The organism is Paraburkholderia megapolitana, from assembly GCF_007556815.1.
GTDB lineage: Bacteria > Pseudomonadota > Gammaproteobacteria > Burkholderiales > Burkholderiaceae > Paraburkholderia > Paraburkholderia megapolitana.
In genome coordinates, this window is the sequence record NZ_CP041743.1 from 1,225,111 (window position 1) to 1,245,262 (window position 20,152).

A 20,152-nucleotide genomic window follows, 5' to 3' on the forward strand; every position below is an offset into this window, starting at 1 on the left:
CTGCAAACGAGGAGAGAACGGATGAAACACAGGTTCACGAAGCTGGCAGCCACCACGCTGCTGATGTCTTTCGCAGCGGGCGCGATGGCCGCCGGCACCTCGGCCGACGAACTGCTGCACGATGCGGACGCGGTGCTGCAACAAATCGATGCGTCGCATGGTGGCGCGCTGTGGGACAACGCCGCGCCGTTCGTCAAGACGAAGTTCGAGCGAGCGCAGTTCATCACGCAGTTACAGCAGCAGCGGCAGTCGTATGGTGCCGTCAGTTCGCGCGGCTGGGCGTCCGTGACGCGACTGCAATACACGAACAGTCACGACGTCCCAGACGGCCTGTACGCAAACGTCGACTACGCATCGCACACCACCGATGGCCAGACCGTATTCGAGCTGGTCAGCTTCCGGCTGGAATCCGATGGTCAATGGCGACTGGTCGGCTACAACGCGCGCCGGAACCAGGAGCGCAATGCGACGGTCCAGCCCGCCGCGCCGAAGCCATGAACGCATTGCGTGTCGGCATCACGATCGGCTTGCACCACGAGGCGGAAACGCTCTGGAACAACGGGATCAAGCAGAACGCGGTGTTCCTCGCCGAGGCGTTGCGGCAATGCCCGAACGTCGCGGCGACGGTGCTCGTCAATACGACGCAGACTGCGATTACCGACAAGCTACCGTGGGACCAGACACGCTGGCCGACCCGCACCTTCGACGATGCGAAAGACACACTCGATGTGCTGATCGAACTCGGCGGTCAGATCGACGCGGCGCAAACGGAGTACCTGAAGCAGCGCGGCGTGCGACTCGTGTCCTACTGCTGCGGCTTCGAATACGTGCATGCGATGGAATCGGTGCTGTTTCGACGGCCGCTATGGGGCGAGAACCTGTTCGTCAACCAGCGCTACGACGACATCTGGATGATTCCGCAGGTCGACAACATCAGCCGGTCGTACTTCGAGGTATTGCGGCGTTTGCCCGCACGTGTCGCGCCGTTCATCTGGAGCCCGATGTTCGTCGAGGAACGCAGCAAGGATCTGCCCGAGAGCGGTCGATACCGGCCGGGCAGCGGTCCGAAGCGGCTCTCGGTGATCGAGCCGAACCACAATGTCGTCAAGTTCTGCCTGTACCCGGCACTGATCGCCGAACTGGTCTATCGCGAGCGGCCCGACAGCATCGCGATACTGCAGGTCACCAACGCCGAGCAGATCGCTCGCGAAAGCCACGAGTTCATCGCGCTGATGAACCAGCTCGATATCGTCAGGAACCACAAGGCGGTCTTTCTCGGGCGGCACGACACACCGGAATTTCTGGCGCGCAATACCGATATCGTCATTTCGCATCAGCTGGAAAATCCGCTGAACTACATTTATCTGGAAGTGTGCTGGCAGGGCTATGCGCTCGTGCACAACGCGTCGCTGTGTCCGGAACTCGGCTACTACTACCCGGCGAACGATGCGGCGAAAGGGGCGCAGCAGGTGCTTAGCGCGCTCGATCAGCACGACGCGCACGCGTCCTGGTATCGCGAGCGGCAGCGCACGATGATCGGCCGTTTTCTGCCGGACAATCCGCAACTGGTCGCAACCTACAGCGCACTGCTAGACGACCTCGTTCGCAAACCGATTCGTTAGGACGCGGGTTCGGTGCGGTTGCCGCATCGGTGCAACAGCGGTAGTCAAAAGTAACTTCGGGCAGCACTTCGACGGGTGGATTCGATCATGTTGTTTGGGCGCATTGCGGGGCTCATCGAGGCTGGCGATCTGGTGGACGCCGCACACGAAATTGCGCACTGGCGCAGCGCGCAGCCGGACGATGCCGGCGCGCTAACGCTGGCTGCCCGCGTGATGCGCCTGTGCGGCCGTTACGGCGAAGCGACGACGACGCTCGGTCATGCGCTTGGGGTCGTGCCCGGCTACGTACCGGCTCTCGTCGAGATGGCGCGTACGGCGCGCACGCAAGGGCAGGCCGGGCCGGCTGCCGAATGGTTCGCGCGCGCCTGGCAAGCCCAGCAAGCGACGCACGGTGAATATGGCGACCACGACTGGCCCGCCGAATGGATGGAACTGCTCTCGCAATCCGGACGCAATCAGGAAGGGCGCGATATTGCAGCGGTATGGTGCGAGCGCGACGGTAAGCGCGCGGCGCCGTGGTTCACGCTGGGTCTCGCGTGCCAGCGCGACGGCGAACTGAACGCTGCCTTCGATGCGTACAGCCGCGCTATGCAGATCGACCCCGATCTGCCGATGCTGCGCAGCAATCTCGCTGCGTTATACAACCAGTTGAAGGACGCGCAGACGGCGCGACGGCTCGCGCTGGATGTCATCCGCGGCGACCCGGACAATTCGCTCGCGTGGGTCAACCTGTCGAGTGCTTACCTGGCGCTGCGCCAGCCCGAGAACGCTCTGATCGCCGCCGATCGGGCGTGCGTGCTCGCGCCTTCCTACAATGAGGCGCTCGGCGGCCGGATCAGTGCACTTAAGGAACTGCAGCGCTGGGACGAGGCGCTGGCTACAGCGATCCACCTTGCACAACTCGCGCCGAACAACCGGCGGGTGCAATGGACGGTCGCCATGCTGCAACTGGTTCGTGGCGACTACGCAAACGGTCTCATCAATCATGAGGCGCGCTGGCAAGGCTCGGGCGAACTGGCCAAGGTGCCGGTATTCCGCCCGGAGCACCGCTGGCAGGGCGAGGATCTCGCGGGCAAGACGTTGTTCGTGTGGGGCGAGCAGGGCTTTGGCGATGCGCTCCAGTTCGTGCGCTTCGTTCCGTTGATCGCGGAACGTGTGAAGGCGGCAGGCGGCACGCTTGCCTATAACTGCTTTGCCGGGGTACTGCCTTTGTTCCAGCGCAGTCTTGCGCGCTATGGAATCGAACCGGTTGCGCACAACGCCGGTAACCTGGCCGCGTTCGACTTTCATGTGCCGATCGGCAGTCTGCCGCTGATGTTCGGTATGACCGCCGAGACAATACCTCTGCCCGAAGGTTATCTGCTGGCGGACGCGAACAGGGTTGCGCAGTGGCGCGGCAAGCTAGGCGGCCCGGAGAAGCTGCGTGTCGGTCTGGTCTGGAGCGGTAGCCGTGGACATCAGCGCAATCCGCTACGCTCGATCGATCCCATGAAGTATGCGCAGACGTTCGCCGGTGTGGCGGGCGTCGAATTCTACAGCCTGCAGGTCGACGACCGCGACAGTGTGGTCCGGATGCGCGACGCAGGTCTGCCGGTGAGCGATCCGACGCCGGAGCTTGCGTCGTTCGACGACACTGCTGCGCTGATGAGCAGCCTCGATCTGGTGATCACTGTGTGCACGTCGGTTGCGCACCTGGGCGGCGCGCTCGGTGTGCCGACGTGGTTGCTGCTCGACGTCAATCCGCATTGGGTGTGGATGCTCGAGCGTAGCGATAGTCCGTGGTACAGCAGCCTGAAGTTGTTTCGACAGTCTGCTTACGGGGACTGGTCGCCGGTTCTCGACGCGTTGCAGACGGCATTGCGGGAACGCACGGAACAACACGCGCGGCAGCACACCGGCTGACACTACCAGATTGCCGCCCTCGCTTCGGTTTGCGCGCGAAATCAATCGACGCTCCGGAACCGCGGCCTGAACGCAGTAACATCAGGTAACCGGACGAACCGAGGGCGCCATGTCGTTAGCCAATATGCAAGTCGTGCCGCAGCAGACGCTATGCAAATGCTGCGGTCAGAGCAGTCGCCTGTGCGGCGTAGTCGATTTCTCGCGTTGCGGTGCCGATCAACACGCGGGCAAGAAAGTCGACCCCTATGTCGGCGTACCCATCTATTACTACCGTTGCGACGAGTGCCATTTCGTTTTCACGCAGGCGATGGACGCGTGGACCAATCAGGACTTCGCAACGTGTATTTACAACGACGATTATGATCGGCACGACCCCGACTATCTGGGCAAACGGCCACGGGACAATGCAGAGATAATTGCCGGAAATTTTCCGGAGATGGCACAGGCCAACCTGCTCGATTTCGGTTCGGGCCTCGGGTTGCTCGAGAAGGAACTGAGAGCGCGCGGTTTTACGCAGATCGATTCATACGATCCCTACACAAGTGGCGAAACGGGGCGTACCGGTCTCGCGGCGAAATACCGTACTGTGGTGGCGTTTGAAGTATTCGAGCATCATCCGCAGCCGCGTGAGTTGATGGCCGATCTCGCCGCGCTTCTCGACGATGATGGCGCGATTTTTTTCAGCACGCTGCTGGTGAGCGACGAGATCGCCAGCGAAGGCATCGATAAATGGTGGTACTGCGCTCCACGTAACGGCCATATTTCATTTTTTACGCCGCAGTCGTTAAGCCGGATCGGCGCGGAACACGGTCTCAAGCTGGGCTCGTTCAACGAGGGATTTCATTTCTTTTTCAGGCAGCAGCCTCCAGCATGGGCTGTGAAATTCTCTCATCAGGCCTGGAGCTGAGGCACCCGGCAAGACTCAGGAAACCAGGATGCAACAGTCAATCGATGAAGAGGCGTTGGTCAGCGCCTACACGACCTATCTCAGCAAGGGGGACTTTGCATCCGCGATGTCGTGGTGTCGTGCGCTGCGTTTGAGCGGTCGTGCTGGCGAGGCACAGGACCTGTGCACCAGATGGATCGATAAGGTGGACGGCCCTTATGAATGCGCTCAACTCGGCATCGACATGATTTATCTGGGTATGTTTGCCCAGGGCGAGGCGCAATTGACGGCTGCCATGGGAGCCTTCCCGTATGGTACGAACCGGCATCTGGCCATGTCGGAGCTCGCCATTGCCAAATACCAGCTTGGCAAGTATTACGAAGCGCACGAGATTTTCAGGTCACTCAGAGACAAGGGAGAAAGCGCCAATCTGGTGCGGCTGCTGTATCCAGATGCCGGCGAAGATACGTGGCGGCATTTTCAGCAGAAATTTCTCGCATTGTCCGATTCGATAGCGGGCAGACGGGTCGGCATTGTCCAGGAAGGCGGCATGGGCGATCTGATCATGTATTCGCGCTACGTGGACATGCTTCTCCAGGAAGGCGCGAGTTCGGTTTGCATTCAAACCCCACCGGCGCTTCGCAGTTGCATCAAGCCAGATCCGCGCATCACGCTGGTAGAGCAACTGGATGCTGAACTGCTTGAATGTGACTTCATCACCACGATGTTCAGCCTCTTCGCGCGCTATCAAAGCAACCCGTATTTTCCGAACGCGCCCTCATCGATCATTGCGTTGCCGCCGCTCCATGCATTCTCCGGTTCACCGGCAACGCTCATCGACGAGGGCACAACGGAACGCAAGGTTGGATTGATCTGGCGCAGTACTTCGGGCGTACGTCACGAGCCCTATCGCTCAATCGATCTGCGCAAGCTGCTCCCCTTGCTGGAGAACCAGTCATGCCGGTTCTTCTCGTTGCAGGTGGGTGAATTGAGCGCCGACGAGAAAACGTTGATGAGCGAGCACGGCATTGTCGATCTCGGTCCGCATCTGGCTACGTTTGCCGATGCCGCGGCCATCATGCGGAAGCTCGACCTGCTGATATCGATCGATACAGGCCCCGCGCATCTCGCGGGTACGCTGGGTTGCCCTGTCTGGTTGCTGCTGTCGCAGGCTTGCGACAGCCGGTGGTACGACGATCCGCGTTTTACACCCTGGTATGCCTCAATGCGCCTTTATCGCCAGCGTAAGCTCGGCGACTGGACTGAGCCGCTGGACGAGGCGAAAGTCGCGCTGGCACTTCCGGCTATCGGTTGAGCATTCTCTCGACGATCGACAATCGACTGACGCAGCAAAACGCCGCGCACCGGTCACGGTGCGCGGCGATACAAACCTTCAGTCCAGCGGTCAGCGCGCGCTAACGGTCACGCGACGGTTCTTCGCGCGTCCTTCCCGCGTGGCATTCGATGCGACCGGATTGTCCGGACCGAAGCCATGCGCTTCGAACGCCGCCGATTTCAAACCGTGCTCTTTCAGATAGCTCAGCACGCTCTCGGCACGACGACGGGAGAGCCCTTCGTTATGCGCACGCGAACCGGTCGAATCGGTATAACCGTTCACGGTCACGTTGGCGAACGTCGCATCCTTGCTGTCCGAGATCAGTTTATCGAGCTTCGCAGTCGCGGCCGGCGTGAGGTCTGCCCGGTCGGTAACGAAGTTCGCTTCACCGCTCAGCTCGAGCGTTTGCGGCGCGGCGGCCGGAACGGGCGCGGGCGGCGGCGGAGCGGCTGCCACTTCCGGCGCGCCGCACTGGAACGTGAGGGTGCGCGGATTGGCGGCGGAGCCGTCGGTGCGAAGCGCGTCGATCGACTGAATGACCTGCACGGGTTGATCGCCGCAAATATGCTGTGCGGTTTTCATGCAGTTATTCGAGCTTTCGAAGATACCGCCGCATTCGACGCGATAAGCCTTCGGGTGTCCCGGCATATCGATTGAATAAGCGGTGTACGTCGGTCCGGACGACGCTGTGCAACCCGTCAGGGCGGCAGCGAGAGCGAACCAGCAAAGGGCGATCTTTTTCATGTTGGTGTTTGAATAATGAAGTTCGACTGGCGGCTGGTCATTGCCGGACCCGGCGCGCACTGTTGCCCATTAGAAAGCGGCACAGCCGCTTGACCGATGTCGACTATAGCTTAGTGCATTTCTCCGGTTTGCCAAGAAATGTCAGATCAAATATCGGCTTATAGCCGCATTGGTGCATCCCGCATAAATTCACTACCCGCCGCCGATAAAAGCCGCTTGCCCAGACCTGAAACGGACGTTTCGATGATTCTGAAAGATATGCATCCCGCCGGGAGAAAGACCGGTATCAGACCGGTATCGGCTTCTGTAATGTGCCAATACCCGGCCAGGTGAGCCCCGGATTTTTCATTGTTTGACAGTTTTTGTTTGGGGCTTCCAGGAGAATACCTCTAGTACAGCAGGTTGCGCCGCGTAGGCTTGGCACAGTTTCTCGATCGCCCGGTAACTCTCATCTAATAAAAGAATCGCGATCGTGGTGTCTTACGGGGAGCGTCACAAACGGCGAAACATCGCCGCTTTTGTCGCGCGGCGCAGCAGACCATGAGTATTACGACAGTAGGCCAGCTACCAGGACCGGTATCAGCATGAGAGTTTGTATTCTTGATAGCGACATCCAGATCCTCGATATGATCAGCCGCGTCCTGGAAGGCGCGGGTCATGTCTGCCACCAGTTTACTGAAGGCCGCATGCTGATCAAGCACCTCCAGCGGCAATCGCTCGATCTTGTGATACTCGAATGGAATCTGCCCGACATTTCAGGCGGCGAGGTACTGAGCTGGGTTCGCAAGCATCTACCGCCTGGCGTCCTGGTGATGTTTCTGACCAACCGGCGGCGCGATACCGATATCGTGTCCATCTTCAACGGCGGTGCGGACGACTGCGTGGCCAAGCCAGTGTCTCCGAGCGTGCTGGCGGCGCGTATCGAATCGCTACTGCGTCGCAAACACACAACTGCGTCTGTTGCGGATTCCGTCTCGTACGGCCCTTACACGTTCCACGGCGGCGGCACGGTCACGATGAACGACAACGTGTTGCCGTTGACACGCAAGGAGCGCGATCTCGCATTGATGCTGTTCCAGCATGTTAACCAGCCGGTGTCGCGTGACCATCTGCTCGAGGTGGTGTGGAAGTCGGACGTGCGATTCGAGTCGAGAACGGTCGACACGCACATTTCCGTATTGAGAAAAAAGATGCAGCTGCATCCGGGCACAGGATTCAGGATCACGACGATCTATGGATACGGCTACCGTCTTGAAGCGGTCGGCACGTAGGGCGCTTGAGCATATCGCAGCCAGGGTCGTACCGATGTGTCCGGATCATTCGTCCCAGAGGCGAACACGTGCGCCTACTGATGGCAATGCCGTGGTCCGTTCGCTCTCGCTGCTAGGCGGACGCTCCTGCGCTTGCCGGTCCAGCGTTGAAGCGGGTGCCGCCATCCGGCTGCCCGCATACATCGCGCTCTCTGCGCGACGCTCGCCGAGCTGTGACGCTGTCTTAAACCGCGCATGCTTTTTCATAGGCACCCGTCAGGTCGGTCGCCGTGTGTGCGCATGATCGACGTCAGGGCGACGTAGGAGCACACAGCGTGGAATCGAGTCTAGCCTGGTCGCCAGTGGCAGACCTTTAACTATTGTCAAAACCCCGCAAATTGAGTTGTGCCAAACCAGGTAATTAAATAATGTCCTGATCGAAGTGATCGGCCGGCCCCATAACAGGCTGCGGTCGTACTCGGCACAAGCACTACAAATGCAAACCACGAGACACACCCTGGTCCTCACAGCCGGGCAATCGTCCGGATGGGTGCGCGACCTCGGGTGTCAGGCGTGGTCGATTGCCACGGCGTTGCCCACGCACGAACTGAGACGCACGCTGGATGCGAACGTCCTGACGTGCGTTGTCGTCGACTTCACGCACGGCTTCAATAGCGATGCACATGCGGCGCTTGAACGGCTGCTCGCGTTGCCGAACGTCGGGGCCGTCGGCCTCGTCGCTGCGGGCCAGCTCGAAGACCCGCTGGTGCGCCACCTCGCAGTCGACCACTGCCTCGATGTGCTTTCAACACCCGCTTCGCCGGCACAGCTGACGCTGTCGATTGCCTATGCGTTCGATATGCTCGAGTCGCGTATGCACGAGCGCGATATCGACGGCAACCTGCTGCTGCGCGCGGGGCTCAAGGGCGGTCACCAGGTGCATGCGGAAGGCAGCATGATCGGTTCATGCGAAGCGATGGTCGCGCTGTTCCGCTCGATCCGTAAGGTGGCGAGGACCGATGCGCCCGTGTTTATTTCGGGCGAATCCGGTACTGGCAAAGAGCTGACAGCGCACGAAATCCACGAGCGCTCGGCGCGCCGCGACCGGCCGTTTGTCGTGATCAATTGCGGCGCGATTCCGCCGCATCTGCTGCAATCGGAGCTGTTTGGATACGAGCGCGGTGCGTTCACCGGTGCGAACCAGCGCAAGATCGGCCGCGTCGAAGCGGCCACGGGCGGTACGCTGTTTCTCGACGAGATCGGCGATCTGCCGTTCGAAAGCCAGGCGAGCCTGCTGCGTTTCCTGCAGGAGAAGAAGCTTGAGCGGATCGGTGGGAATCAGTTGCACGATATCGACGTGCGGATCATCGCGGCGACGCACATCGACATGCCGGCTGCTATCGAAAGCGGTCGCTTCCGGGCCGATCTGTTTCATCGTCTGTGCGTGCTGCGCATCGACGAGCCGCCGCTGCGCGCACGCGGTACGGATATTGAGTTGCTCGCGCGACGCATGCTTGATCGCTACCGTTCGGATTCGCAGCGCACGGTGCGCGGTTTCGCGCCGGACGCGATTGCCGCGCTCTATACCTACCCGTGGCCGGGTAATGTTCGCGAGCTGATCAATCGGGTGCGGCGCGCGATCGTCATGTCGGAGCGGCCGTTCATCACGGCGGACGATCTCGATCTCGGCGACTATGCGGATCGCAGTACGGTGTCGCTTGCCGAAGCGCGCGAAGAAGCGGATCGCGACGTGATCCAGATGGCGCTGCTGAGAAATCGCGGCAGCCTGAGCAAGGCAGCAATCGATCTGAGGATTTCACGCGTCACGCTAACGCGATTGCTGCGCGCGCGAGGGATGAGTGCCGCGAACTTCAGGTCGTCGCGCAGCGCGCGTTGACCGTTGGCACGGCGACAAAAGGTGCGGAGAGCGGGCGCCTAGCGGCGCGCTGGCCAGTCGACGGTGAGCGTTTCCAGAGGCCGGGCCTGTACGACCATTCTGCGGCTGCGCAAACCGTAGTCGGCGCAGATCGCGTCGGAGCCGAACAGCTCAGTGGCGATGACGGACAGCACACCGTTCTCGTGCCAGCGCTGAAAATGGCGATGGCAGGTTTGATGCACCGGGTACGTGTTGGGCAGCGCGCTCCACGGCTTGCGATGATGGAGCACCCAGAAGATACCGTTGACGACCTGACGGATATCCGCATGCGGGCGGCCACGACGCGGCGCGCTCGTCTTCATTTCCGGCAGCAGCTGCGCGACGCGCAACCACTCGTCTTCCGTGAGTTCGCGGAACGGCTTTTCGGGCAGCGTAGGGCTCAGTAGTAATGGATTCGACGACATTCGCAGGCTGAAAAAGGCAGACGGAAAAACGCGCTCCAAACCGGCGGCGTGAGTGCGAAGGAATTGAATGCCGAGGCTCACGGTGAAGCGCACGACATGCGGTTCTAGGCTACCGCGAATGCCTGCGAGCAACTGTTAACGATTGACAAATACGCGCTAGCTCGCATTAGTCCGTCGCACTCAATGCCTCTTTCAGCTTCACGAGAAACCGCTCGACGATAGCCGGCAGACGACGATCCTTCATCGTCGTCAACTGCATCTGGCGTTGCTGCAGCAACGGCTCGTCGATGTCCTTCGCGAGCAGCGATGCATCATTACGCATACCGCGTAGCGCAATGCGGCTGCCCAGTGTGATGACGCCGGTCAGTGCGGCAAAGTGATGCATCGCGCTGGAGTTATTGCCGGTCAGCAGCGGTTCGAGATGTCGGCCGCGCGCCGAGCAACACCAGTCGAGCAACTGACGCACCGTCGTACCGCGTTCGAGCACCGCGACCGGGTGCGCAAGCAGATCGTCGAGCGTGAGCCGGTCTTTGTGCGCGAGAGGATGCGTAGGGGGAAGCAGTGCGCAGACCGGAGCGCTCTGCGTGAATTCAACGCTGACCGCCGTCGATGTCGCCGTCGAGAAACCAAGGCCAAGATCGACATCGCCGATCTCCACCCAATGCTCGACCTGGGCCGGTGTGCCCGAGCGTAGGACGAAGCGGGTCAGCGGGTGCTCGACATGGAACGCGGCGAGTACCGACGGCAGGAAATAGCGCGTGAAGCCCTCGGTGCAACCGACGCGCACGATACCTCCGCCGAGCGCGTGCGCCGCGGAAATATCGGCGAGCACGGCGTCCGCGTCCATCAGCGCGCGCCGCGCATGTTGGGCGAGCAACTCGCCCGATTCGGTTAGCACCATGCCGCGCGGCAGACGCTCGAAGAGCGGAGTGCCGACTTCCTGTTCGAGCTTGGCGATCTGCCGGCTGAGTGCCGACACCGCGACGTGCAGATTCTCCGATGCCGCGGCCAGCGAGCCCGTGCGGGCGACTTCGACGAAATAGCGCAACGCGATGCCGTGCAGCATGGAGTCCCCCGTCTGTGCGTTGCCGTTTCGGCAATGCTATCCGCAAAGATTGAAATTGTGGCGAATTATTGGCCTTCCTAGACTGCTTCGCAACCCTGCAACCAGGCTGGAGAAGCGCACTGTGACCACAAGCCAGAACACCCGCACAGCAGCAGTCGATGCGGCTTTTCGCACGTTCGATTCGGGCGCCTTGCTCGAACAACTGGCGCGCCGCGTTGCGTGCCGGACCGAGAGTCAGAATCCATCGCGGGCGGAGACGCTGCACGCGTATCTGACCGACGAGATCGCGCCTGCGCTTCAGCAACTCGGCTTCACGAGCCGGGTCGTGACGAACCCCGAACCGCACGGCGGCCCACTGCTGATCGCCGAACGCCATGAAGGCGCCGAACTGCCCACGGTCCTCACCTACGGCCACGGCGACGTCGTGCGCGGCTACGACGACCAGTGGCGCGCCGGACTTAAACCATGGGACATCGTCGTCGAGGGCGACCGCTGGTACGGCCGCGGCACCGCCGACAACAAAGGCCAGCACTCGATCAACTTCGCCGCACTCGCCGCCGTGCTGGACGCACGCGGTGGCCGGCTCGGCTACAACGTAAAGGTGCTCTTCGAAACCGGCGAGGAAGTCAGCTCGCCGGGTCTGTATGCGGTCTGCGAAGCGAACAAGACCGCGCTTGCCGCCGATCTATTCCTCGCCAGCGACGGCCCACGCGTGTCCGCCGAACGCCCGACGCTGTTTCTCGGTTCGCGCGGCGCGGTGTTGTTCGAGCTGTCGGTCGATCTGCGCGACGGCGGCCATCATTCGGGCAACTGGGGCGGCGTGTTGCGCAATCCGGCGGTGGTGCTTGCGCACGCGATCGCGAGTCTTGTCGATCGTCATGGGCGCATCGCGGTGGAAGGGCTGCGGCCGCCGCCCGTTTCTTCGGCAGTACGCCGCGCGCTTGCCGATATCGAACTCGGCCGCGACGAGCAGTCGCCGGCGATCGACCCGACGTGGGGCGAACCGGGGCTGACGCCGACCGAGCGTGTGATTGCGTGGAATGCGCTCGAGGTGCTCGCGTTCAAGTCGGGCAATGCGGATGCGCCGGTCAACGCGATACCGCCGTCAGCGAAAGCGGTGTGCCAGTTGCGCTTTGTCGTCGGCACGGATTGGGAGCGGACCGCGCACCATCTCGAGACGCACTTCGCGCGGCATGGCTTCGACGAGGTTCGCGTGAAGGTGTCGACGGGCAGTGCCGCGACGCGGCTCGATCTCGAGGACCCGTGGGTGAACTGGGCGCTCGCTTCGATGCGCGCGACCACCGGCAAGGAACCGGCGCTGTTGCCGAATCTCGGCGGCACCGTGCCGAACGATGCGTTTGCCGGCACGCTGAACCTGCCTACGTTGTGGGTGCCGCATTCGTATCCCGCGTGCTCGCAGCATGCGCCGAACGAGCATCTGCTTGGCTCGGTCGCACGCGAAGCGCTCGGTGTGATGGCCGGGTTGTGGTGGGATCTCGGCGATTCGGCGGCGAGCGTCGTGGCGGCGCGCGCGGCGATGAGTGCATCGGCGAGCGCACCAACAAGCGCAGCATCGCGCGAATAGGCGGCATCATGCAAAAGCAACCCCTCAGCCTGACGAAGATCGTGCTTGCGACCTCGGTCGGCAATGCGCTCGAATGGTTCGACATCGCGATCTACGGCTTCTTCGCCGTCTATATCGCGAAGCACTTCTTCCCGACGGCCAACGACACTGCGTCGATGCTGCTCACGTTCGGCTCATTCGGCGCGTCATATCTGGTGCGACCGCTTGGGGGCATGGTGCTCGGCGCGTATGCGGACCAGCGCGGACGCAAGGCCGCGCTCGTGCTGAGCGTCACGCTGATGATGGCCGGCACCGCGATCATCGCGGTGATTCCGACCTACGCGACGATCGGTCTTGCGGCGCCGCTCGGTGTGTTCGCCGCGCGGTTGATTCAGGGGTTTTCGGCGGGCGGGGAATTCGGTGCATCGACGGCGATGTTGATCGAACATGCGCCACATCGGCGCGGTTTTATCGCGAGCTGGCAGTTCGCGACGCAGGGTTGCGCGATCCTGCTCGCGTCCGGCTGGGGCTACGTGCTCGCGAAACTGCTGTCGCCATCCGAACTGGATGCGTGGGGCTGGCGTGTGCCGTTCTTCTTCGGCTTGCTGATCGGGCCGGTCGGGTTGTATCTGCGGCGCTTTCTCGAAGACGCGCCGGATTTCAGCGAAGCAACGCGTACCGCAACGCCGGTACGCGACGTGTTCACGACGCAAAAGTGGATGCTGCTCGCAGCGATCGGCGCGCTGACGGTATCGACGTCGATGAACTATCTGCTGCAATACGTGCCGACTTTCACGATTCGCGAACTGCATCTCGACACATCGACCGGTTTTGCTGCGAGTACCTTCGCCGGTCTCGTGCTCACCGTCGTCACGCCGCTTGCCGGCCATCTGTCCGATCGCATTGGTCGGTTGAAGCAGATGGCGGTCACCGCGGTGCTGTGTCTCGTCACGGCGTATCCGGCGTTTTCGTATGCGGTCGGCCATGTGTCGGTCGTCTCGTTGTTCGTGCTGGTCGGCTGGCTCGCGCTGCTCAAATCGATCTATTTCGGCGCGCTGCCGGCATTGATGGCCGAACTGTTTCCGGTCGCGACGCGCGCGACGGGCATGTCGATCGGCTACAACATCGGCGTCACGGTTTTCGGCGGCTTTACGCCGATGATCACCGTGTGGCTGCTGAGCGCCACCGGCAATCGCAGTGCGCCAGGCTTTTACCTGATGTTCACGGCCACTGTGAGCCTTGTTGCGCTCGCGGGTGTGGCGCGCAGTCAATCGCGGCGCGTCGGCAACATGCGCGGCGGCGCGTCCGCTGCGTTTCGCACGGATCACACCGCGGAGGCTGGCATTGTTGCCGACACGCAAGGGGGCGCCGCGAGGTAGGGCTTCCGGATTCGGATTTGTCGACACCGTTTCGTAAGTGTGCCGCGCGAACGTGGCGTTCTGGATAGAGTGCCACGAGGCATCTGGACACAATGCTGCACAGATGCGGGTGAATCTGGACACATTGCCGTACCTCTTACGAATGGTGAACTCATGCGTATCGATCCCTCGTCGCCTAACGACGCTCGAAGTCAGTCGCCGGTTACCACACATGCCGGAGAACCCACGCGCGAGCCCGCGTCTGAAACGCCTCAGGCGGGCGGCGCAGGGATCAACGGGTTGCGTGATCTGCGTTCGTCCGGCTCGTCAAACAAGAGTGGTGGCAATGTCGGGTCGCGGGTGAAGGACTTCTTCAATCCCAGGCGCGCGGTCGTTCGTGACATGCGCATGTCGACGCTGATGAATTGCGCCGAGACATATGACGGCGGGATCGGGAACGCGGCGAAAAAGGAAATAGCGAAGCGTGCCGCGCGCGCAGACGGCGCGCAGCGCGGAGATGGTGGCGCAGAAATGGCTGGCAAAGCGACGCCAGGCGCTCCACTTCAGGAGCCTGCCACGTCAAAGATGTCTGCCCTGTCTGCGAAATTGAATCCGTTCGCATCGAAAGGATCATCTTCGAGCGAACCCATTAGCAAGATGTCAGACGCTGACTACAACGCCTTGCTGGACCTCGGTCGCGCCTATAAAGAAAACCCGACCGGGATGAAGCCGCAGTCCCGCATCACGTTTCTTCTGGTTGGGTGTCGCTACGCGTCAAAGGAGGCGCGAATCGACGAAGCGCTCACCGAGATCGAAAGCGTGTTGCCGGATCTCGTCCGAAATCCGCCCACGCGACCAGAACTGGACACGCTCCGCGCCAGAGCAGCTTCGATCAAACCGAATCTGAAGAGCGAAGGAGCGAAAAACAAGCTGAAGGAAATGCTCCGTCAGATTGACGGGTGCATGAGCTCGGCCGCACCGGCTCGCACGGGCTCCGCTTGGGATTGATGCAGATTGCGTGATATCGAGTGGACAGTCCGGTTGCTTCAGATTTGCCGCCATTTCTTCGTATGAATACCAGCGACCATAGGTCGACATTCATATGATCGGGGTGTGCCACTTTCCGACCCCGAGGAGCGTTATGCCCCGCATCGCAGATTCGCAACCCAGTCACGGCTCGCCGGCTTTTCACGGTACTTCGAGTGCGCCGGCGTCGCCAACGCGGTCCCCGGCAACGCCACGACCCCCGGCAGGGGGTGCGCAGTTCGGCGCTCTGCAGAATTCGCGAGCACCGACACTGCAGAACCCGGGCGCTATGAGACGGAATTCCGCTCCGCCGGCATTGCCGCCGAAGACTCCGCTGGATTCGACGGGAAGCGGGGCTGCGCAGCCGGACCCCGCTGCGATGTTCAAGCAGATGTTCTGGGGACCAACGCCCGATCGCCGTCATTCGATGCCGGACCTCGGTGGCGCTCAGGCGGGTTCACGGCCGCCGGTGCCGCCGAAGACGCCGGAACTGCCGCCGAAGGTGCCATTGCCACCGCTGAAGGTGCCGTTGCAGTCGACGAACAACATGACGGGCGCCCATGGGGGGCCTGCGATGCCGTCACAGCACACCCGACCCTCAAGCCCCACCGGGAGCATGCTGAGCGGTTCCACGTTGTATAGCCAGTCGGCGAATAGCAGTACGACAACGCTGCACAATACGTCGACGCATGGATCTTCTGCCGGTGGCGGAAAGCCGCTGCAATCGACCGGAGCCGGCGTCAAGCCGCAGAACTCGTTCAGGGCAACGCTCTCTTCGTGGGGAAGAAAGTTCGCCGCGTTCGCGCGTGGTAACGGGGACTACACAGAGCAGACGTCCGGGCCGAAACCGCAGTACGTGTCCGCGGCGCAATCACGTAGGAACTCGCGCCTGGAAAGATACGACACCGGTAACAGCGAGACGCTGACCGGAGGTTATGGCGATGGGAAATACGATCGCAAGTGATACACGACATGTGCACCGCTTGATTGTTGTCCATCGTTGACAATGCCGTGCTCGACTGGACGAGGAATGCCCAAGCCGGCATTCCTCGCTCTATCCATGCGCCAACGTCCGCAACCGCCAGAAAATCCCCGTTGACGCGAGCGTCACCGCACCGATGCAAACGAAGCTCAGCTGAAAACCCAGCGCAGGCGACCCCGTGTGCGCACCGAACACACTCGCCAGCGCGCCGCCAAGCGATGCGCCGAGCCCCATCGCAAGCATCTGCACCATCGAAAAGAGGCTGTTGCCGCTACCGGCGTCGCGATGCGACAGGTCCTTCAGCGTGACGCTGTTCATGGCGGCGAACTGCATCGAATTGGCGGCGCCGAAAATGGCGAGCAACACGATCTCGACGAACAGCGGTGTAGCTGGGGTAATCAGGCCAAACGTGACAATCGTGATGCCGACCACGAGCGTGTTGATACGCAGGAACACGCTGTAGCCGAAGCGGCGTACAAGCGGTGTAATCCAGCGTTTCGCGAACGTGCCGGCGACAGCGGCAGGCAACAGCATCAGCCCCGAGCGCAACGGCGAATAGCCAAGCTCGAGTTGCATCAAAAGCGGCAACAAGAACGGTGTGGCCGTCGTGCCGATCCGGCAGATCAGGTTACCGGCGAGGCCCACCGCAAAATTGGGCTCGGCAAAGAGACCGAGCCGAAACAGCGGATTGGCATGTTTGCGTGCATAGGCCACATACGCGAGCACTGCGAAGATCGCGACCGTCAAGGCACCGAGCGTCCACATGCCGCGCGATCCACCCGTTGGGATATCGACGGCGAGCGAAGCGGTGATCATCGCGAGTGAGAGAAGCGCATAGCCCATGTAGTCGAACGGCGGCGGATCGATCAGCGAATCGCGCGGCAGGTAGCGATAACCCGCGGCAAGGCCGATCGCGCCGATCGGTACGTTGATCAGGAAGATCCAGTACCAGGACGCGGATTCGATCAACCAGCCGCCGACTGTCGGCCCGACAATCGGCCCGACCTGGCTCGCGATCGAAATGAACGCGATAGCGGACACGTAGTCTTTGCCCGACACACTGCGCAGCACGGCGAGCCTGCCGACCGGCAGCAACATCGAACCGCCGACGCCTTGCAGCACCCGCGCCGCAACCAGTTGCGTCGCGCTATGTGCGGCCGCGCAACATAGCGAGCCGGCTACGAACACAAGAATGGCGCTGAAGTAGACGCGTCGTGTGCCGAAGCGATCCGCGAGCCAGCCTGACGCGGGCGTGAGCGTTGCCATCGTCAGCGTGTAGGCGACTACGACGTTGCTCATCGCGAGCGCATCTTCGCCGAAGGCGCGGGCGATTGACGGCAGGGCGGTGTTGACGATGGTCGTGTCGAGCGACTGCATGAAGAAGCCGGCGGCTACAGTCCAAAGCAGTGCGGTATGAGAGGAAGTCCTGGACATCGGAGCGAAGAAAATGACAGCGTGTGAGAGGGCGCGCAGGGCAGGTCGTGCTGCGTCTGGCTTCTGGCGAGAGGGGAGAAGCGCTGTCTGTGTAACCTCGCGACGGCTCGCCACTCCCCTGTTTCAACGCACGTCAGCCGGATTCAGGCTGCATCCATCTCCAGGTCTTCGATCTCTTCGCGCACGCCGTACCACTCGGCCCGATCGATGATCCTGGTCGCCCATTGGTAGTGCGTAGCCGGCTCGCACATCGCGTCGTCGAACTTGAATACCGCCGGCGCGTCGTTCGTCACGATGAGCCGTGCGCAGTCCAGGTCTTCCCTCCGAACTCTGAAAGCCTCGTTGATGAGCGGGATCTGCGCCGGATGAATCGCTGTTTTCCCCACGAGCCCATGAGAGATATCGAGCGCCAGTTCTTTCTTGAGTAATTCGGGCGCGGAAAACTGCTCGAACACGGGCGCGGTGAGCGAAAAACCTTGTGCGCCCATGATGCCGCCGAGCATCGGAATAACGTAGGCCATGGGCGTGCTGTACAGCGTCTCCAGCGGGTTTCTGCGTAACCCCATGGAGCCGAGCAGATCGTTTGCCCCGATACGTAGCGCGACCACCCTGTCGCCGAAGCTGGCCTTGAGTCCTTCGCCCAGCTCGACCATCGCGCCGGGGCTGAATACCTCCGATGTCTCCAGCGTCGGCATCACCGCGAGCGCAGGGTTGCTGACGGCTGTGTCCCACTCATGCAGGTTTCTCAGGGAGATTTTGGGCAATACGAACCCATCCACGTGTCCGATTAGCGGCCAGTTGTTCAGGGTCGCCGCCATACCGGCGTTACGAGGCCGGACAAACAACAGCGGGCCATTCCCGGCGCACCCTCCTCGCGAGTCGATCTGCTCGAGCAACGCCTGCAGATTGCTCAATGCATAGTCGACTTGCGAAGCACTGACCGAGTCCTCGAGGCAGACGACCAGAGAGCGCAACTCGGGCAATTTCTCCCGGAAAACCACGTCGAGGATGTCAGTGCGCGTCGCAGGCATGTACAGCGTCCCGCCCAGTCTGAAAGGCGAAATCTTTTTCATTCGATACTCCCGATAAATTGAATTCGGAACGACTATTCAATCAGGAGCAAATAATGCATATTCCCGGTTTCGCTAAACCTGATGAGCGATAGGTATCCCCGCAGGTACACATCTACGTGTATCTGCGATGAAAAGTGGGAATTCCGATTAATTGCCTGATTCGGAATTAACGACGTTCGGAATTGATGAAATGAGCAAGAAAATTTAAGGGTGAATCAAACATGCATGAATGCATTACGCTAATTCGCATAATGGAATCACATGTCGCTGGAATCCCCTCCGACCTGCATCTCTCCGCTAACTGCCGGCTTTGTTTTTTTCAATGCTACGACATGCTGAAAGGAATTTCAAAGAATTTTAGTGGAGAAATGTAATTTATGCGGTTTAACGTGACAACTCGCATAACCTGAATGAGAGTGAATGTAATACCCCCTTGTGCCGCTTTGTCACTTTGTCACTCGATCGAAATAAGATTCGAAATAATGCCATTGCCAGATTCAATTTCAGGCAGTGAATCAGCAAGAATAACGGCGAATAAAAGCCCCAGCCGTGGGTCGATGTTCTGCAGGCGCATCGTGCGCGGCGATCGCCGCATTAACGAATCCCGAAGCCCCGATTCGGGATTCGCGACTTCGCGGCGAACGCGGTTCGGGTCCATAGTTGAGGCTGACGACCACCGCCAACGGGAGACCCCAACGTGTCCGATTCCACCGCGAAGCTCGATGCATGGCTCGACAGGACCGAGACTTGTCGCGATACCGTGACCGCATTTCCGCTCGCGGCGTTGTCCGCGACGCTGGATTATCCGCAGACGGCTCAGCCCACGCAGGATGTACCGCCGCTGTGGCACTGGCTGTACTTTCTGCCAGTCTCGCCGCTCGCTACTGCGGGTGCGGACGGCCACCCGGAGCGCGGCGAGTTTCTGCCGCCCGTGCCGCTGCCGCGCAGAATGTGGGCTGGTGGCCGGGTCACGTTCCATGCACCGCTGCAGCCTGGCGACGTTGCGCAGCGCACGTCGACCATCGTCAATATCGAGGACAAGACCGGGCGTACGGGCCGGCTCGTGTTCGTGACCGTGCGGCACGAGATCGAGGTGAACGGCGAGCCGAGAATCGACGAAGAGCATGACCTCGTGTACCGCGAGGCGCCTTCCGCCACGGCCGACGAGCCGCGGAAAGAACCCGCCCGTGCGCCATCCGACGATACGTTCTCGCGCGTCATCCACCCCGATCCGGTGCTGCTGTTCCGCTATTCGGCGCTGACGTTCAACAGTCACCGCATTCACTACGACTATCCCTACGTCACGCAGGAAGAGGGCTATCCTGGCCTCATCGTGCACGGCCCGCTGATTGCCACACTGCTCGTCGACCTCGTGCGCGGCGAGCTGCCCGACGCAACGCTGTCGACGTTTTCGTACCGCGCGCTGCGCCCGACCTTTGCGCCGCAGCCGTTCAGCGTGTGCGGCAAGCCGTCGGCCGATGGCCGCGGCGTCGAGCTGTGGGCGAAAGACCACGACGGCTATCTGACGATGCGTGCGTCGGCGACGCTTGCCTGAATTCCCTCCGAACC

The 20,152-nt window shown here is 61.4% G+C and carries 17 protein-coding genes and 1 pseudogene; 12 read left to right on the top strand and 6 right to left on the bottom strand.

Translation table 11 applies throughout. The annotated features are described in order from the left end of the window. Window positions 1-21 precede the first annotated feature (21 nt). The 5 genes from FNZ07_RS05220 to FNZ07_RS05240 all read left to right on the top strand — a co-directional run bounded on the left by FNZ07_RS05220 (window position 22) and on the right by FNZ07_RS05240 (window position 5,725). On the top strand, window positions 22-498 hold the full coding sequence (locus tag FNZ07_RS05220; protein WP_091012123.1) for a DUF4019 domain-containing protein: 477 nt from the start codon (window positions 22-24) through the stop codon (window positions 496-498). Next, a complete protein-coding gene (locus tag FNZ07_RS05225) occupies window positions 495-1,622 on the top strand; it encodes a DUF2827 domain-containing protein (protein WP_091012125.1) in 1,128 nt (375 codons plus the stop codon). The genes FNZ07_RS05220 and FNZ07_RS05225 overlap by 4 nt, the downstream gene beginning before the upstream one ends. 87 nt (window positions 1,623-1,709) lie before the next feature. Next, window positions 1,710-3,524 (top strand): tetratricopeptide repeat protein, encoded by a 1,815-nt coding sequence (locus FNZ07_RS05230; protein ID WP_091012127.1) that lies wholly within the window; start codon window positions 1,710-1,712, stop codon window positions 3,522-3,524. 307 nt (window positions 3,525-3,831) lie between these two features. After that, on the top strand, window positions 3,832-4,431 hold the full coding sequence (locus FNZ07_RS05235) for a class I SAM-dependent methyltransferase (RefSeq protein ID WP_245811482.1): 600 nt from the start codon (window positions 3,832-3,834) through the stop codon (window positions 4,429-4,431). A gap of 28 nt (window positions 4,432-4,459) precedes the next feature. After that, window positions 4,460-5,725 (top strand): glycosyltransferase family 9 protein, encoded by a 1,266-nt coding sequence (locus FNZ07_RS05240; RefSeq protein ID WP_091012131.1) that lies wholly within the window; start codon window positions 4,460-4,462, stop codon window positions 5,723-5,725. A gap of 90 nt (window positions 5,726-5,815) precedes the next feature. On the opposite strand, the gene FNZ07_RS05245 is transcribed toward FNZ07_RS05240, so the two are convergent. Then, the gene (locus FNZ07_RS05245; protein ID WP_308076695.1) at window positions 5,816-6,328 is read right to left on the bottom strand and encodes an OmpA family protein; all 513 of its coding nucleotides are present in this window, start codon (window positions 6,326-6,328) and stop codon (window positions 5,816-5,818) included. Between the two features lie 746 nt (window positions 6,329-7,074). On the opposite strand from FNZ07_RS05245, the gene FNZ07_RS05250 reads away from it, so the two are divergent. Both FNZ07_RS05250 and FNZ07_RS05255 read left to right on the top strand, forming a co-directional pair. Continuing rightward, window positions 7,075-7,761 (top strand): response regulator transcription factor, encoded by a 687-nt coding sequence (locus FNZ07_RS05250; RefSeq protein ID WP_091012136.1) that lies wholly within the window; start codon window positions 7,075-7,077, stop codon window positions 7,759-7,761. Window positions 7,762-8,236: 475 nt separating this feature from the next. Then, window positions 8,237-9,637 (top strand): sigma-54 dependent transcriptional regulator, encoded by a 1,401-nt coding sequence (locus FNZ07_RS05255; protein ID WP_091012139.1) that lies wholly within the window; start codon window positions 8,237-8,239, stop codon window positions 9,635-9,637. 38 nt (window positions 9,638-9,675) lie between these two features. On the opposite strand, the gene FNZ07_RS05260 is transcribed toward FNZ07_RS05255, so the two are convergent. Further along, entirely contained in the window at window positions 9,676-10,080 is a 405-nt protein-coding gene (locus FNZ07_RS05260; RefSeq protein WP_143098071.1) for a transposase, read from the bottom strand. 166 nt (window positions 10,081-10,246) lie between these two features. Beyond that, window positions 10,247-11,146 carry a LysR family transcriptional regulator gene (locus tag FNZ07_RS05265; protein ID WP_091012143.1) on the bottom strand — a complete coding sequence of 300 codons (900 nt, stop codon included), beginning with the start codon at window positions 11,144-11,146 and terminating at the stop codon, window positions 10,247-10,249. A gap of 121 nt (window positions 11,147-11,267) precedes the next feature. Between FNZ07_RS05265 and FNZ07_RS05270 the strand changes: the two genes are divergently transcribed. The 4 genes and pseudogenes from FNZ07_RS05270 to FNZ07_RS05285 all read left to right on the top strand — a co-directional run bounded on the left by FNZ07_RS05270 (window position 11,268) and on the right by FNZ07_RS05285 (window position 16,058). Beyond that, window positions 11,268-12,731, top strand: coding sequence for a M20 family metallopeptidase (locus FNZ07_RS05270; protein ID WP_091012146.1), 1,464 nt, complete (start codon window positions 11,268-11,270; stop codon window positions 12,729-12,731). Window positions 12,732-12,736: 5 nt separating this feature from the next. Next, a pseudogene (locus FNZ07_RS05275) lies at window positions 12,737-13,981 on the top strand (MFS transporter); the annotation flags it as partial. Window positions 13,982-14,242: 261 nt separating this feature from the next. Then, window positions 14,243-15,076, top strand: coding sequence for a hypothetical protein (locus tag FNZ07_RS05280; RefSeq protein ID WP_143098072.1), 834 nt, complete (start codon window positions 14,243-14,245; stop codon window positions 15,074-15,076). A gap of 307 nt (window positions 15,077-15,383) precedes the next feature. Next, the gene (locus FNZ07_RS05285; RefSeq protein ID WP_143098073.1) at window positions 15,384-16,058 is read left to right on the top strand and encodes a hypothetical protein; all 675 of its coding nucleotides are present in this window, start codon (window positions 15,384-15,386) and stop codon (window positions 16,056-16,058) included. A gap of 90 nt (window positions 16,059-16,148) precedes the next feature. Here FNZ07_RS05285 and FNZ07_RS05290 read toward each other — a convergent pair whose 3' ends face one another. The 3 genes from FNZ07_RS05290 to FNZ07_RS05300 form a co-directional block, all read right to left on the bottom strand. Continuing rightward, window positions 16,149-17,510, bottom strand: coding sequence for a DHA2 family efflux MFS transporter permease subunit (locus tag FNZ07_RS05290; RefSeq protein WP_091012156.1), 1,362 nt, complete (start codon window positions 17,508-17,510; stop codon window positions 16,149-16,151). Between the two features lie 143 nt (window positions 17,511-17,653). After that, on the bottom strand, window positions 17,654-18,583 hold the full coding sequence (locus tag FNZ07_RS05295; RefSeq protein ID WP_091012158.1) for an HpcH/HpaI aldolase/citrate lyase family protein: 930 nt from the start codon (window positions 18,581-18,583) through the stop codon (window positions 17,654-17,656). A gap of 454 nt (window positions 18,584-19,037) precedes the next feature. Further along, window positions 19,038-19,241 carry a hypothetical protein gene (locus FNZ07_RS05300; protein WP_091012160.1) on the bottom strand — a complete coding sequence of 68 codons (204 nt, stop codon included), beginning with the start codon at window positions 19,239-19,241 and terminating at the stop codon, window positions 19,038-19,040. A gap of 39 nt (window positions 19,242-19,280) precedes the next feature. Here FNZ07_RS05300 and FNZ07_RS05305 point away from each other — a divergent pair, with 39 nt between their 5' ends. Continuing rightward, window positions 19,281-20,138: an HTD2 family dehydratase gene (locus tag FNZ07_RS05305; protein ID WP_091012162.1), complete on the top strand. Its 858-nt coding sequence runs from the start codon at window positions 19,281-19,283 to the stop codon at window positions 20,136-20,138. The last annotated feature ends 14 nt before the right edge of the window (window positions 20,139-20,152 follow it).

Excerpts from the sequence above, each read along its gene's own strand:
- FNZ07_RS05245 (WP_308076695.1), bottom strand. The coding sequence starts at position 6,328 with ATGAAAACCGCACAGCATATTTGCGGCGATCAACCCGTGCAGGTCATT.
- FNZ07_RS05265 (WP_091012143.1), bottom strand. The coding sequence starts at position 11,146 with ATGCTGCACGGCATCGCGTTGCGCTATTTCGTCGAAGTCGCCCGCACG.
- FNZ07_RS05235 (WP_245811482.1), top strand. The coding sequence starts at position 3,832 with ATGGACGCGTGGACCAATCAGGACTTCGCAACGTGTATTTACAACGAC.
- FNZ07_RS05290 (WP_091012156.1), bottom strand. The coding sequence starts at position 17,510 with ATGTCCAGGACTTCCTCTCATACCGCACTGCTTTGGACTGTAGCCGCC.
- FNZ07_RS05300 (WP_091012160.1), bottom strand. The coding sequence starts at position 19,241 with ATGGACCCGAACCGCGTTCGCCGCGAAGTCGCGAATCCCGAATCGGGG.
- FNZ07_RS05280 (WP_143098072.1), top strand. The coding sequence starts at position 14,243 with ATGCGTATCGATCCCTCGTCGCCTAACGACGCTCGAAGTCAGTCGCCG.
- FNZ07_RS05255 (WP_091012139.1), top strand. The coding sequence starts at position 8,237 with ATGCAAACCACGAGACACACCCTGGTCCTCACAGCCGGGCAATCGTCC.
- FNZ07_RS05295 (WP_091012158.1), bottom strand. The coding sequence starts at position 18,583 with ATGAAAAAGATTTCGCCTTTCAGACTGGGCGGGACGCTGTACATGCCT.
- FNZ07_RS05285 (WP_143098073.1), top strand. The coding sequence starts at position 15,384 with ATGAGACGGAATTCCGCTCCGCCGGCATTGCCGCCGAAGACTCCGCTG.
- FNZ07_RS05230 (WP_091012127.1), top strand. The coding sequence starts at position 1,710 with ATGTTGTTTGGGCGCATTGCGGGGCTCATCGAGGCTGGCGATCTGGTG.
- FNZ07_RS05220 (WP_091012123.1), top strand. The coding sequence starts at position 22 with ATGAAACACAGGTTCACGAAGCTGGCAGCCACCACGCTGCTGATGTCT.
- FNZ07_RS05225 (WP_091012125.1), top strand. The coding sequence starts at position 495 with ATGAACGCATTGCGTGTCGGCATCACGATCGGCTTGCACCACGAGGCG.
- FNZ07_RS05260 (WP_143098071.1), bottom strand. The coding sequence starts at position 10,080 with ATGTCGTCGAATCCATTACTACTGAGCCCTACGCTGCCCGAAAAGCCG.
- FNZ07_RS05250 (WP_091012136.1), top strand. The coding sequence starts at position 7,075 with ATGAGAGTTTGTATTCTTGATAGCGACATCCAGATCCTCGATATGATC.
- FNZ07_RS05240 (WP_091012131.1), top strand. The coding sequence starts at position 4,460 with ATGCAACAGTCAATCGATGAAGAGGCGTTGGTCAGCGCCTACACGACC.